Source organism: Symploca atlantica LB2515 (assembly GCF_052546295.1).
Map to the genome: position 1 here is coordinate 5,037,157 of NZ_JBQWMT010000001.1, position 13,412 is coordinate 5,050,568.

8 protein-coding genes are annotated in these 13,412 nt (G+C 39.4%); 7 read left to right on the top strand and 1 reads right to left on the bottom strand.

Going from position 1 to position 13,412, the window contains the following annotated elements; all coding sequences use genetic code 11:
• Positions 1 to 564 precede the first annotated feature (564 nt).
• From ACT7WV_RS20990 to ACT7WV_RS21000, 3 genes are all read left to right on the top strand, one after another.
• Positions 565 to 1,410 (top strand): CheR family methyltransferase, encoded by an 846-nt coding sequence (locus tag ACT7WV_RS20990; protein WP_445104750.1) that lies wholly within the window; start codon positions 565 to 567, stop codon positions 1,408 to 1,410.
• An 85-nt stretch (positions 1,411 to 1,495) separates the two neighbouring features.
• Positions 1,496 to 2,596, top strand: a complete 1,101-nt coding sequence (locus ACT7WV_RS20995; RefSeq protein ID WP_445104751.1) for a chemotaxis protein CheW — start codon at positions 1,496 to 1,498, stop codon at positions 2,594 to 2,596.
• Positions 2,597 to 3,159: 563 nt separating this feature from the next.
• On the top strand, positions 3,160 to 4,566 hold the full coding sequence (locus tag ACT7WV_RS21000) for a hypothetical protein (RefSeq protein WP_445104752.1): 1,407 nt from the start codon (positions 3,160 to 3,162) through the stop codon (positions 4,564 to 4,566).
• 245 nt (positions 4,567 to 4,811) lie between these two features.
• On the opposite strand, the gene ACT7WV_RS21005 is transcribed toward ACT7WV_RS21000, so the two are convergent.
• Positions 4,812 to 5,924, bottom strand: coding sequence for a response regulator (locus ACT7WV_RS21005; protein ID WP_445104753.1), 1,113 nt, complete (start codon positions 5,922 to 5,924; stop codon positions 4,812 to 4,814).
• Positions 5,925 to 6,589: 665 nt separating this feature from the next.
• Here ACT7WV_RS21005 and ACT7WV_RS21010 point away from each other — a divergent pair.
• The 4 genes from ACT7WV_RS21010 (at position 6,590) to cheB (ending at position 13,381) form a co-directional block, all read left to right on the top strand.
• A complete protein-coding gene (locus ACT7WV_RS21010; RefSeq protein WP_445104754.1) occupies positions 6,590 to 6,718 on the top strand; it encodes a hypothetical protein in 129 nt (42 codons plus the stop codon).
• A 73-nt stretch (positions 6,719 to 6,791) separates the two neighbouring features.
• Positions 6,792 to 8,636, top strand: coding sequence for a methyl-accepting chemotaxis protein (locus ACT7WV_RS21015; protein WP_445104755.1), 1,845 nt, complete (start codon positions 6,792 to 6,794; stop codon positions 8,634 to 8,636).
• A 334-nt stretch (positions 8,637 to 8,970) separates the two neighbouring features.
• Positions 8,971 to 12,138, top strand: coding sequence for a hybrid sensor histidine kinase/response regulator (locus tag ACT7WV_RS21020; protein WP_445104756.1), 3,168 nt, complete (start codon positions 8,971 to 8,973; stop codon positions 12,136 to 12,138).
• Positions 12,139 to 12,319: 181 nt separating this feature from the next.
• Positions 12,320 to 13,381: a chemotaxis-specific protein-glutamate methyltransferase CheB gene (gene cheB, locus ACT7WV_RS21025; RefSeq protein WP_445104757.1), complete on the top strand. Its 1,062-nt coding sequence runs from the start codon at positions 12,320 to 12,322 to the stop codon at positions 13,379 to 13,381.
• Positions 13,382 to 13,412: the final 31 nt, after the last annotated feature.

A 13,412-nucleotide genomic window follows, 5' to 3' on the forward strand; every position in this document is an offset into this window, starting at 1 on the left:
GCTAGTTACTCATCGGGCAATGCCCATATTTTTATGCTGATCACCGATATTTTTGTAATATTTCTTTACAGATTGCTGCACATAATTCATGACCACAGATAGTGGAAAAGGTTGGGATGTGAAAGCATGTAACCCTACCTAGATCCTCAAGGTATCGTTAGACTAAAATTAAGCTTTGACAATTGCCTAAGTGCCTACTGTAGATAGGGGAGTGTCATTCTAGTAGTCGTCTTTGCTGGACAAATGGCACTTTATCCTATGTCAGATCTCAGGATCTGGAGTTACCGTTACAGGGTTTGAGTAATTTCCTCAAAAGTAATTTTCGCGCCAGAACCAATAGGGTGTTACTTCAGGCAAATTGGGTTACGCGAGGAATTTGGCAATTATTGCCGAATTAGCGGTTATGTCTGAGAATGCAGGGCTAAAGTATCTTTTGTCCGCTTTTTTAGCTGGAAACCAAGCTTTTAGCAGACATTAATAACTTATAGAAAAATTTCTCACAATGATTATGAGTTTTTGTCCAAAACAGCTAATGTCTATAATCAAAATTATTAAGAGATTAAAGTGTCCAATAAAGAATATTTAAATTTATGGCTTACTCAGGCTTTTACAAAGCTAATTGCTCAGCATACAGGATTAGCCATTCGAGAGCGAGATCAAACAGTTTTAAGTGAAAAAATCTTCTTAAGAATGAAGTCTATTAAATTAGATTTCCCTGAAGAATATTACGAACTACTAGAAACTAAAAGCGCAGAAAGTTATCAAGAATGGCAAAATTTAGTTATTCTTCTGACTAATATAGAAAGTTACTTTTTTCGAGATAAAGGTCAATTAAATTTATTGCAGCATCGTCTGCTGCCGGAAATAATTAAACGCTGTGCTGAGAGTAAAACTATTCGGATTTGTAGCGCAGGATGTTCCAGCGGAGAAGAACCTTATTCTCTAGCTATCCTTCTTAAAGAAATGATCCCTAATTTAAAGCAATGGAATATAAGCATTTTAGGTATAGATCTTAATAAAGTAGCACTAGAAAAGGCAAAGAAAGGAATTTATACTGCTTGGTCTTTTAGAAGTGTTGATGCAGAAATTAAGCAACGGTATTTTCAGTTTACAAGTAATCAATATGAGCTGGATCCAGAGATTAAGCAAATGGTTAAATTTCAACCTTTCAATTTAGTTAAAGAGCCATTTCCTCATCCGGCTTGTGAGTTAAGAGACATGGACTTGATTGTTTGCCGCAATGTTTTTATCTATTTTGAAGAATCAGCAATAACTCATGTTTTAGGTAAATTCTACCATGCGCTCCAACCGTCAGGATACCTTCTCACTGGGCATGCTGAGCTTTATGGTCGTAATTTAAGCGAATTTCAGACAAAAGTATTCCCTGAATCCCTAGTTTATCAGCGTTAGGCAGATAATTTTATTCAACTTTATAAAGTTGAGTACTGCTTAAACAAAAGCAAAACAGTAAACAATATTCAAACTAAACAAGAATATGAAAGAGTATTACTATCTTACCTTCAGCCTCAATAAATGTTTGTATGGCATTAGTACAGCTTACGTAGATGAAATTTTTTATCTACCAGAACTAATCCCACTTTCGGAGACAGCTAATGACATTGTGGGTACTCTTAACCTCCGAGACGATATCTTACCAGTAATGGATCTTAATCTTAGATTTGGTTATCAATCACTGGACTATTGTTTGACAGATAGTGTGGTGATTTTAAGGTGGAAAGACTTACGATTAGGCATAATTGTTAATCAAGTCTACGAAGTAATCAATATTCCACCTGATGAAATTAATGCAGAACTTTCTCTTGACCCCCTAGAACGAGAGTTTCTTATAATTGAGCAGAAAAATTTAATAGAAAATATTGACAGTAGTACAGAGAAGATTTTGATTTTGAGTAAAATAGAAAGTTTGCTTCTTCAGATACATCAGCAAACAAGATTCACTGTTGATAATTTTGCAGAAAAAAATACTCAAAATTTTGATGATCTAGAAGACTTTCAGCTTAATGAATCTGAATTATTAGAGACGCAACAACTTGTCTTTTGCCCTAGCGCTACACCGCAAGAGAGAGAAATTTTCCGCAAACGAGCTGATGAGCTAAAACTGTCCTTAGAGAGCCAGGATTTAAGTAGTTTTAGAACTCTAGCAGTAATTAGTTTAAATGGAAATTTTTTGGGTATTGATCTGAAAATAGTTAAAGAGTTTACTAACATCAACAGAGTTACTCCCATTCCTTGCTGTCCACCGCACGTTGTGGGAAATATGAATCTACGAGGTGAGATTCTCACTTTAGTGGAGATTAGTGAACTACTGAATTTACCCCTGAAGAGTGTAACTGATGGTTCCAAAGTAATGGTTGTAGAAATTGAAGATATAGTTACTGGTGTAGTCGTGGAAGAAGTTCATGATGTAATGTTTTTCCTAAATCCACTAGAGATAACCACTACATCAACTACTATCGAGCCACTTAATGGCGAATATCTTCAAGGGGTAGCTCCATATGGTGAAAAAATAATGGGTATTTTAGATCTGCCTAAAATTTTCTTTAAGGGTGGGTTAATCGTGGATGAAGTGATTTGATTGGTAATTTTTAATCACCTCTGAAGAAATATCTGGTTGTGCGATGGTGGATTGCTGTGAGCAAAATTCACCATCTGTTAGGGTATGGTGGCATCTACAAAGATGAAAATTCAATAAGCACTGACAAATAAAATATTGAGTGTATATCCAAGCAAATTAAAGTAACATTTTTAGCTTTTTGTAATAAAAATTAATTTCTTTTTTATAACTCTAGAGACAAAAAAAGAAAGTTGCTAGTTTAATACTCTTGCATTTAAAGAATAATCAAATGAAGCTACAGCAAAGTAAAGGTGAAGTTTCAGTAAAGTAAAAGTGAAGTTGTCTTAGAAATCTAGCTTTGTATTTTATCCCAGTTTCTTAGACAACTATTTTGCAGGTCAATAAAATTAGGGCTTTTTGAAAATTATTCCAGAAAATAAAATCCAAAAACTCCCCATTATCAAAAACTCGTCATTACATTACCGAGAGGCAGAAACTGGGTAACAATTTTTTGAGTTTGTAGAAAAATGGACAGCCTTAAGCTATGATACTACGCGGAACTACAATTTAAAGGAAATGTCCAAATGACAAATCCCGCTTCGCAACAGGGCATCGATAGTGTTCCTTCATTAGGTGAACCTAAGAAATTCAAAGTTCCCAAAAAAAGCATTTTATTTGGCAGCCTAATTTTATTTGTTGGCTTGCTGGGTGCAGGAGGTTTATGGTTTAACTCTAGGTATAAATATGAGCAAGAAATGGAGGTTAAGCTAAAAGAGTTATCTAATATTGAATACCCTGCAAATCCCGCTGGTTTAAGCAAAAACTTCCAAAGATATGGCAATCGAGAGCTAAAAGTTATTCAGAGAGATGATACACACTTTGATTTCGTCTTAGAACCTACTAACGAAAAAACTGCCAAGATAGTTATCAAAAACGTTGATCTAAGCCTTTTAATACCTAAAGCGCCAGAATGGACTAAACAAGATGAAAATCTGGAGTTAATTGCTTTTGTAGAAAGAGAGTGGAACAGACAACAGATTAGTTTTCCTGTTGATTCAGAGCATATAGAAGTCAGTGGAGGAGATGGTTTTGAAAAAGAAAACCTCACTGAAGTAGCTTTAGCGAGAAACTGCATTAACGCAGGATTATGGGAGGTTTTGCTTTCCTTTAAAGAAGATGACAAAAAAGGTCTTTATTACCAAGGGTGGTTCACCTTACCAATGGGACATTATAAAAATGTCTTTGAAAAAATTAATAATCTCTCCTATTGGAAACATTGGTGGAAATTAGAACACTGGCAAGATCCTAGTGGTACAGTAGTTAAACCAAATTTACTCAGGGAAGTTATTGACGAAAGAGAAGTTACGGCTAAACTTCCGCTTGATGAAGAGGTAATTGTTTCGGGTGAGCAGGTCAGGAAAGTCAGAACTACCCTAGCTAGCAACTTAAGAACTTGGGGAGACTTTTACAGTGGCAAAAACGAAATTAATTTTGCTACTTTTCGACCGCCAGGGTTCTATGACCCAAACAAACTTCATCACAGTGAATACTGGAGAATTGGTAAATTTGAAAAAGCTATTCTGAGAGATATCAAACCTGTGGGTGTGAAAAAAGACCTACAGGAACTTGAGCTAGTATTCAGTGACACAAAGACTGGCGAACAAAACAGATTATACTTCAGTGGCATTGACTTCAAAGAGCTTCCTCAGTTAGCCATAGAAGATTATCCCAAGGGATTGTACATGCCTATGGGAATTGGGGTAGGACCCTTTTATCAAGCCTACGAAGAATTGAAAAAGAATCCTCCCTACGAAAGTCCCTATTTTAGTGTCTTGCTAGATTCAAATGACGGCTGGATAGACCATCACAAAGTAGCAGTTGATGGAGCAGCTATGCACCTTGACAAGGATAACCCCGATCTCTTGCATCTTTACTTGCTATCCTATGAAAGAAATACTTTAGTTGGTCACTTATACATCAATTTAAAGTAAGCAGACGATGAAGAATTAATTAACCTAATTGATGGGATATTCTTCAAACAATTGCTTCAATAGCCAGAGCAACAAAAATGTGAGTAACTTCTGAAATTATTCACTTCTGAGCTACTAATAATGGGAAATGGAAAATGAGATAAAGATTCCGTTTTCCATTTTTTATTGGTAATAAATCCCGGTGTCTCTTCAATCGGGAAAAAAGTAACCTCTAATAATGGTTGGTAATCTGATTTCCAGCAAATTTATTGTCCAAGATATCTCCGAAGCATTTGCAGCAATTCTTGGGGTTCTGGAGGCTTGCCTAAAAACTCGGTTGCACCAGACATCCTGGCACGAGCTCGGTCAACTAGGGTATTTTTGGCCGTCAGAATAATAATTGGCGTCTTCTCAAAGGCGGGAGTGTCTCGCAGAAATTTGCAGATGCTATAGCCATTGGCATTGGGCAAAAGCAAGTCTAGCAAGATTAAATCAGGCTTGTTTTCAATAAGTTGAGTGAAACCTCGCATAGGCTCTGGAATACTTAACATTTGATATCCAGCTGGTATTAAGATTTTTTTGAGTGTATGAGCTAACACGGGACTGTCGTCTATACAGGCAATTAAAGGCTGTACTTCCGATAGGCGATGCGTTTCTACAACTGGCTGTTCTACAGTTGTTGCTGGCAAATCTGGAATTTCTTTAAATTCAAGTAAGTTTTTCTCAACCAAAGGTAGTAAAGAACGAGTAACCTCTGTTACCGATTTTTCTAAGTGCAAAGCAATATCCCAGAGAGTCAAATTACCGTTAAGATATTTGCCTAAAACCGGGAGCGCTTGAGACTGTGTTCCTGCTTTAATAGTTGGTGAGAGGATTGGGCTGAGGTGAGCTAAACCAGCAGCTTGCCATTGTTGATGCATTTGTGTTGTTCTATAGAGAACTGAGCGTATTTCCTGAGAAGATAAGGCGGCGGTTTGACAAGAAATTGAGATCTCTTTTTGGTTGTCTTTCCATTCGCTGTTCAAGTTTGTATAGCTACTTAGCTCAAAAAAACATTCCTGGACAATATTACGAATCACTAACTTGGCTCGAATCAGACTCAATTGCTGCTGGCTGATTCCTTGCTCTAAAAGCCCGCATTCCCGGAACTGATTATCTAACAAATGGGAGGACTCAACACCCCATTTCCAGGTAGAGCAGTGCTGTTGTAATGCTCTAGTCCAGCGCCTTACACGATGTATGCTGTTGGTAGCATAGAGCAACTTGCCACGGTAAATATGAAGAGTCAAAGCAAAGTCTTGATTGCTGAGAATTAGCTCTCCATCATTACCTCTTTGATTAAGGTTGTTTAATTGTTCAGTCAGAGTTGCTATTGTCATGCATCACAATTTGAAATAGTGCTGCCTTTATGAATAGATAAAAGCTTGGTTTTGGTCTAACGGTTGCTGAGATTAAGATTGAGGAGCTAGTTAAACAACTACTGCTTGGCTTAATGATCAGTGTCATTCTATATACGCTCTTATAAAAAAAAATCAGGAAATTTTAAGGATATTAGTGATAAGATTTAATGAAGAAAATGCTTCCCAAAAGCTCATGTTTTTCTCTTGCAACAATTAATTAATTCCCCAAAAAAAAAGCAATAAATTTTGATGTAGACTCTTGCTGATGTTAGCAAACTGAAAGTATGCTGTAAAGTAGGCAAGACTCTAAGTCGCACATCTGTCTTGCTGTTCAACTGGATGCATTGATCACTAGCTGCTTCTACCCTTCACAGAACAAAATTTTACTGATTGAGTCCATAATGACTAGTTAGGTACTTTTGTTAGTTCTGTTAGTCAACTAAGCCTAAATAACTAACCGTAACGATGACTAGCATATAAGTTCAGGGTAAATTTTATAAATAATTAGCCCAGCAATAGCCCTAGGCAGATACTTCCCTCTCAAAGCTTCCTTAGACAGGAATAGTTTTGCCTGCTTTTATCTGAGCAGATTGTCTAGTTAGTTATCTATTTACTTATTTGTAGATAGAGCCATTATCACAGTAGTGCTAGCACTATACTTTCAGATTGGCTGGACAATAGTTAATGAAATTCCCTACGCAGTAATTTGGTCTTCCTCTCCAGCTTTAAGTTATACAGGTTTGGGGTTAAATATTTTCTCCCGCTATTCCTAATTACTTAAAACAAAAAGCAACATCGTATTAGTTGCACATTACAGTCCCATTATCTACTAATAGATAAACAAGTATGTTTACACAGTTTTTCCGAAAAATCCAAAATCAGCTTTTGTTGTTGTTACTCTTAAGCACGATTATTCCTATTTCCATTGTGGGTTCTTATGGGATTTACTCTTCCACCAAAGCCTTAGCAGACTTAAATATAGCCAAACTTGAAAATCAAGTAGCCAATAATGCTGACGAAATTACAGACTTTTTAAAAGGTATCAGTAATGACGTTTTATTCTTGAGCAAGACTCCCCAAATTCAAGGTATTATCCAAGCTGAAGGAGAAAATAACGCCTGGATTAAGCAGTTACAAAGCATCTTTTCTGGCTTGATGGAGGTGAAGCCGCAATACATGCAGCTTCGATATTTGGACGAAAAAGGTCAGGAAATCGTGCGGGTAGACTCGGACGGCACGAATGTCAAAGTCATTCCCGAAGCAGAACTACAAAATAAGGCAGATAGACCGTATTTTAGCGAGACAATAGAATTGTCTCCTGAGGGAATTTATATCTCACCGGTGAACCTGAATCAAGAACGGGGTGCCATCGAGGAGCCTTATAAACCAGTAGTTCGTTACGGTACACCAATTTTTAACTCATCCGGCAACAAAAAAGGAATTGTCATCGCCAATGTCTTTGCCAATGAGTTCATCAAACCTTTCAAAGAAGAGAATGTAGGGAGTGGAGAAGAGAAGTTACTAATTAATCAGGATGGCTATTACATTGCCCATCCCAATGCTGAAAAAGAGTGGGGATTTGACCTCAAGAAAGAAGAGAAATTAGATAAAGATTATCCAGCCAACATTGCTGATAAAATTCTCAACACTGAGCAAGGGCTCATCGATCAAGGACTTACTGGAATCGTCGCCTATCAGAGAGTTAATCTTGCTCCAGAGACGCAGCAATTCTTAGTGATTATCGATCAAATCGAAAAGAAGGCTATTTTTGGCTCGGTTAATTCGTTTAAACTGGTTGCAGGTCTAATTATTCTGGTTTCTTTGGCGACGGTGCTACCGTTGGGAATTTTCCGGGGACGCCAACTGGTAAATCTGATTAAACAAGTAGTTAGCGGTATCTCCACCTCTAGTCAACAAATTTTCTCCACCCTGGAACAGCAAGAACGCGTAGCAAGTCAGCAGGCTGCTTCAGTCAGCGAAACCACGACTACCATGGATGAACTCGAAGCTTCTTGCCGACAAGCCGCAGAGCAAGCTAGAGCAGCTGCTATGTCGGCGCAGCAAGTACTTCAGATGGCAGAAGGTGGAACTAAAGCAGTGGGAGAAACCCTAGAAGGAATGTTCAACCTAGAACAGAAAGTGGGGGCGATTGCCGAACAAATTGTGCATCTAAGTGAGCAAGCCAATCAAATTGGTAACATCTCTCAGCTAGTTTCTGACTTAGCAAACCAGACAAATATGTTAGCTCTCAATTCATCAGTTGAAGCCGTCCGCGCTGGAGAACATGGCAAAGGCTTTTCCGTGGTGGCTAATGAGATTCGTAAACTGGCAGATCAGAGTCAAAAATCAGCCGAAAAGATTAGTAACTTGGTTTTTGAAATCCAAAACGCGATTAATTCCACAGTAATGGTGACGGAAGAAGGAACCAAGACAGTGAAGACAGGAGTACAAATTGCCAAAAAAACAGATCAAGCCTTCTCTGGGGTAGCAGATGCGGTTAACAATGTGGTTTTGAACAACCAGCAAATCTCGCTGAATCTTAAGCAGCAAGTAGATGCCATGCAGCAAGTCGTTGAAGCAATGGACACCATTAACAAAGGTTCCAAAGAAACTGCCACTGGCATCCATCAAACTAAGTTGGGTACTCAGCAACTCAAAGATGCTGCCCTAACTCTTAAGCGGATGGTTTAACTAACTAGTAAGTCTTACTACCCTACCCAAAATTCCCACAAAAGTTTGGTTGAGCAACGCTGTATCAGTCTACGGGCAGCGAGATTACCTAAACATCTTCATGGTGATGTTTTAACTAATACCCAGTTACCTGAGTTCGATATCAGACATTACTCAACGCCAGAAGGGAATCGAGGCTTTAGTTGAGAAGAAAAGCTCAATTATTTGAGGGTGATGTCGAACTCAGGTAAGTTGCTTTCACAGAAATAGTCATTTGCCTGTTTTAGAGCAGGTAGAGTAAGGATTTACCGGAGATAAGGGGAGTAATACCTTTGATGGCAACTTGGTATAACCAATGATGATAATAGAAGACGAAGAACTCCGGAACCTGTATAAAATTACCAGTGAAGAAAGATTGCAGCAACTAACAACTGGTTTGCTGCATCTAGAAAAACACCCACTCGACGAAACCACCTTAGAGGATTTGCTGCGGGAAGCCCATAGCCTCAAAGGGGATTCTAGAAGTGTTGGCACAGAAAATGTTGAAACCCTTAGCCACGCCGTCGAAAAGATTCTCGGCTGTCTCAAACAACAGGAGCTAGTTTTCAATCTCCAGGTGAGTGCTTGTCTTTATCAAGCAATCGATGCCATTGGCTTACTAGTAGAAGAAGCCGTTAGTGGTCAACCGAGTGGCATTGAGACAGCGCAGGTGTTTGAGCAGTTAATGGCAGTTTTTTCTGAGCCGCCAGCACCGGAGTCGGCAGCAGATTTAGAAGAGGATTTGATCTCTCAAGTATCAGTTGATCAAGACAGTCAATCTACGATACCTGCCCTAATCTCAGCAAGCAATGGCAATGCGTCCCTAGTTGCACTAACTTATATAGAAGACGAAGAACTCCGTAATCTTTATAAAACTGCTAGCGAAGATAGATTACAGCAACTGGCCGCTGGTTTGCTGCATTTAGAAGAGCAGCCACTGGATGAAGCCATATTAGAAGATTTGCTACGGGAAGCCCACAGCCTCAAAGGGGATTCTAGAAGTGTTGGCACAGAAAACGTCGAAACCCTTAGCCATGCTGTGGAAGAGATTCTCGGCAGCCTCCAACGCCAAGAGCTAGTTTTTACTCCTGAGGTAAGCGGTTCTCTTTATCAAGCAATCGATGCCATTAGCTTACTAGTGGAAGAAGCCGTTAGTGGTCAACCGAGTGGCATTGAGACAGCACAAGTGCTTGAGCTGTTGATGGCAGTCTTTGATTCGCCGAACCCAGAATTTAAAGCCTCTCCGGAAGAAGGCAATGTTCCTGCTGCGGCACCAAACTATATAGAAGAAGAACTGCGAGAGATTTATAAACTTACCACTGAAGAACGCTTACAGAAACTTGAAGCTGGTTTACTACATCTAGAAAAACATCCATTTGACGAAATTACGATAGAAAAGTTACTGCGGGAAGCCCACAGCCTCAAGGGTGATTCCAGAAGTGTTGGTATAGAAACCGTAGAGACTCTCACCCATGCTTTTGAAGAGATTCTTAGTAGCCTCAAACGCCAAGAAATTTCTTTCACTTTAGATGTTAGCGATCGCCTTTATCAAGGATTAGATACTATTGGTATTTTGGTTCAGGAAGCGATTACCGGTCAAGCAAGTGGGGTTGAAACAGCTCAAGTACTTGAGCAATTAAGGGGAGTCTTTGCCGAATCAACAGAACTCGAAGAACCACGACTCTCGCCAACAGGAGTTCTCTCGCTTCCCGCCGCACCACCAACTCAAGAGATATCTTCTCCTCTAGGAGTTGATGAAGCTTACCGTATTGATTCTATTCGCGTTTCCACGCGTCAGCTTGATGTTTTGATTAGGCAAGCTGAGGAATTAACACTGACTAAAATCCGCATCGCCCAGGCTACTACTGAGATGGAGGCAATGGCAACTCTCTGGGAAGAGTGGAAAGCTTTCCAGCGCCGGGAGCGACGCCTTAAATCTACCTCCTTAAGTAAAAATCCCTACGAGGAGCGTCTAGAAAACCTGATCGACTCCCTAAGAAGTTCAGCTCAGGAAAACAGCACGAAACTAGATGTCATTGCTGGGGAATTAAGAGAAAACATTCGTACTCTAAGGCTTTTACCTCTATCTACTACCTTTGGTTTGTTTCCTCGCATGGTGAGGGATTTAGCTAGACAACAATCAAAACAGGTGGAGTTAATCGTTGAAGGAGGAGAAACCACCGCTGATAAACTGATCCTAGAAGAGATTAAAGACTCCTTGATGCATCTGCTTCGCAATGCCATTGATCATGGTGTTGAGACTCCCGCCGAACGAGAAAGACTCGGTAAATCTCCAGTTGCTAACATTTGGCTCAGAGGTTATCAAGCGGATAACAAAATTTTTATAGAAGTAGCCGATGATGGGCAAGGGCTAGACAGCGAAAAAATTAAGCAAACTGCCATTAAGCGGGGACTCTACAGCCCAGAAGAGCTAGAGACGATGACTACTAGCCAAATTCACGCTCTAATTTTTGCTTCTGGTTTCTCAACCCGAACTTTTATTACAGAAATTTCCGGCAGAGGTGTCGGGTTAGATGTTGTACGTACCAATGTTGAACAACTTAAAGGCAATATTGAGATTGAATCAACCTTTGGTCAAGGATGCGCCTTCCGCATACAACTACCGACAAACCTGGCAACCGCCAATGTACTAATCTTAGAAGTTCAGGGTATTATTCATGCTCTACCAATTGAATTTGTGCAAACAACTTTAATGGTTTCTCAAGAGCAGATTTTGACTAGCGAAGGTAGAGAAATTATTACTTTTGATGAGCAAGATATTCCTGTAGCAAACTTGGCAGATTTACTAGAACTTTCTAACTCTCCTGCTTATGACTCTGTTGCCAAATATGAGCAACCACAAAGTAATCTACGAACTACTATCCTGCTTAAGGTAGGCAAAGAACAATCGGGATTTTTTGTAGATCGGCTTTTTGATACTCAAGAGGTAGCAATCAAGCCTCAGAGTCAGTTATTAAAGCGGGTGCGTAATGTCACGGGAGCAACTATTCTACCCACCGGAGAAGTTTGCACGATTCTGAACCCATCGGACTTGCTGAAATCGTTGCAGCAGCCAACTAGAAGTTTAGTTGCCGTTAAACGAAAGGAAGTAGTTACCAGGAAATCCGTGATTCTTTTAGTAGAAGATTCCGTCTTCGTGCGTACTCAAGAAAAAAGGCTCTTGGAAAGAGCCGGCTACGAAGTAGTAGTAGCTGTAGATGGATTAGATGGCTATGAACAACTTAAAAATCGTGAATTTGATGCGGTGGTATCTGATGTAGAAATGCCCCATATTGATGGGTTATCCCTGACAAGAAAAATTCGCCAGCACTCAGAGTATAGTCATTTACCCATAATTTTAGTTACCACACTTTCTAGTGATGAAGATAAGAAAAGAGGTGCTGAAGCTGGAGCTAGTGCTTACGTTGTTAAAGGGAAGTTTAATCAACAGGCTCTTTTGGAAATATTGGCAGGACTTATTTAATTGTCAAAGCACTCTTTAATTATTCGTGAAAAAATTACCGCCGATGTACACAGACAAAATTAAATAGATGATTAATCTAGGATGACTAGATTGATTTAAGTTTACTAATAGTTAAGAAATATTGCTAAATTAAATTATGAGGAAGCGACCTTAACTCAATACCAATAATTGATAAACACCAATGACCATTCGAGTTTTGTTAGTTGAAGATTCCCCACTTGTTTTAGTAGTTCTCAAAAGAATTCTGGAGTCATCACCGGAGATTAAAGTAGTCGGAGAAGCTAGTACTGGTTTAGAAGCTTTGAAGTTAATTCCTCAAGTGCAGCCAGATGTCATTTGTACAGACTTTCACATGCCTCACATGGATGGTCTAGAATTTACATCTGAGGTCATGGCTCTCTATCCTATACCAATTCTGGTAGTTAGCATTTCGGTGCAAAAAGATGATCAACATAAAGTTTTTCAGCTTTTAAATGCAGGGGCGGTGGATATTTTTCCTAAGCCAACTGCCGGGATGTCAATACAAGATCAGTTGCTCAGGCAAGAGCTAATTAATAAGATTAAAATACTAGCTGGGGTAAGGGTATTTAAGAAAAAACGCAAGCCTCTTGCTCCAGCAACTCTCATAGAAATAGGAAATCTTTCTTCTTTAACTACTGATTCCTACCCCAGAACTAAAATAGTAGTCATAGGTGCCTCTACAGGTGGGCCACAAGCTCTACAGGAACTGTTTACCAAACTACCAGCTAATTTTCCTGTACCAATAATTTGCGTGCAACATATTAGTCTTGGCTTTTTGCAGGGATTAATCGATTGGTTAGCTAGTAGTTGTCGGCTGCCAATTCAGATTGCTCGACAAGGAGATCAACCAAAACCAGGAAGGATTTATTTTCCTCCAGAACACCGGCATTTAGAGTTAGATGCTAGAGGTAGATTTATTTGCCCTAATTCCGAGCCGTGGGAAGGACATCGCCCTTCGGTAACAGTAACTTTTAAGTCGGTAGCTAACTTTTATGGTAAGTCAACAGTCGGTATTTTGTTAACAGGAATGGGTAGAGATGGCGCACCGGGAATGTTGGAGATTGCCCAAGCTGGTGGCTTGACAATTGCTCAAGATGAAACTACTTCTGTTGTGTTTGGTATGCCTCAAGAAGCGATTAACCTAGGGGCGGCAAAAAAGGTTTTACCAATTCAAGCGATCGCACCGATGCTGCTGACTATAGTAATGACTAAGAGGACGTAATACTAATTTTCCTAAAGAATGCTGTGCATAG

What these genes read in the sequence shown, in the direction of transcription:
- ACT7WV_RS20995 (WP_445104751.1), top strand. Translation starts at nt 1,496, where the DNA reads ATGAAAGAGTATTACTATCTTACCTTCAGCCTCAATAAATGTTTGTAT.
- ACT7WV_RS21015 (WP_445104755.1), top strand. Translation starts at nt 6,792, where the DNA reads ATGTTTACACAGTTTTTCCGAAAAATCCAAAATCAGCTTTTGTTGTTG.
- ACT7WV_RS21000 (WP_445104752.1), top strand. Translation starts at nt 3,160, where the DNA reads ATGACAAATCCCGCTTCGCAACAGGGCATCGATAGTGTTCCTTCATTA.
- cheB (WP_445104757.1), top strand. Translation starts at nt 12,320, where the DNA reads ATGACCATTCGAGTTTTGTTAGTTGAAGATTCCCCACTTGTTTTAGTA.
- ACT7WV_RS21005 (WP_445104753.1), bottom strand. Translation starts at nt 5,924, where the DNA reads ATGACAATAGCAACTCTGACTGAACAATTAAACAACCTTAATCAAAGA.
- ACT7WV_RS21020 (WP_445104756.1), top strand. Translation starts at nt 8,971, where the DNA reads ATGATGATAATAGAAGACGAAGAACTCCGGAACCTGTATAAAATTACC.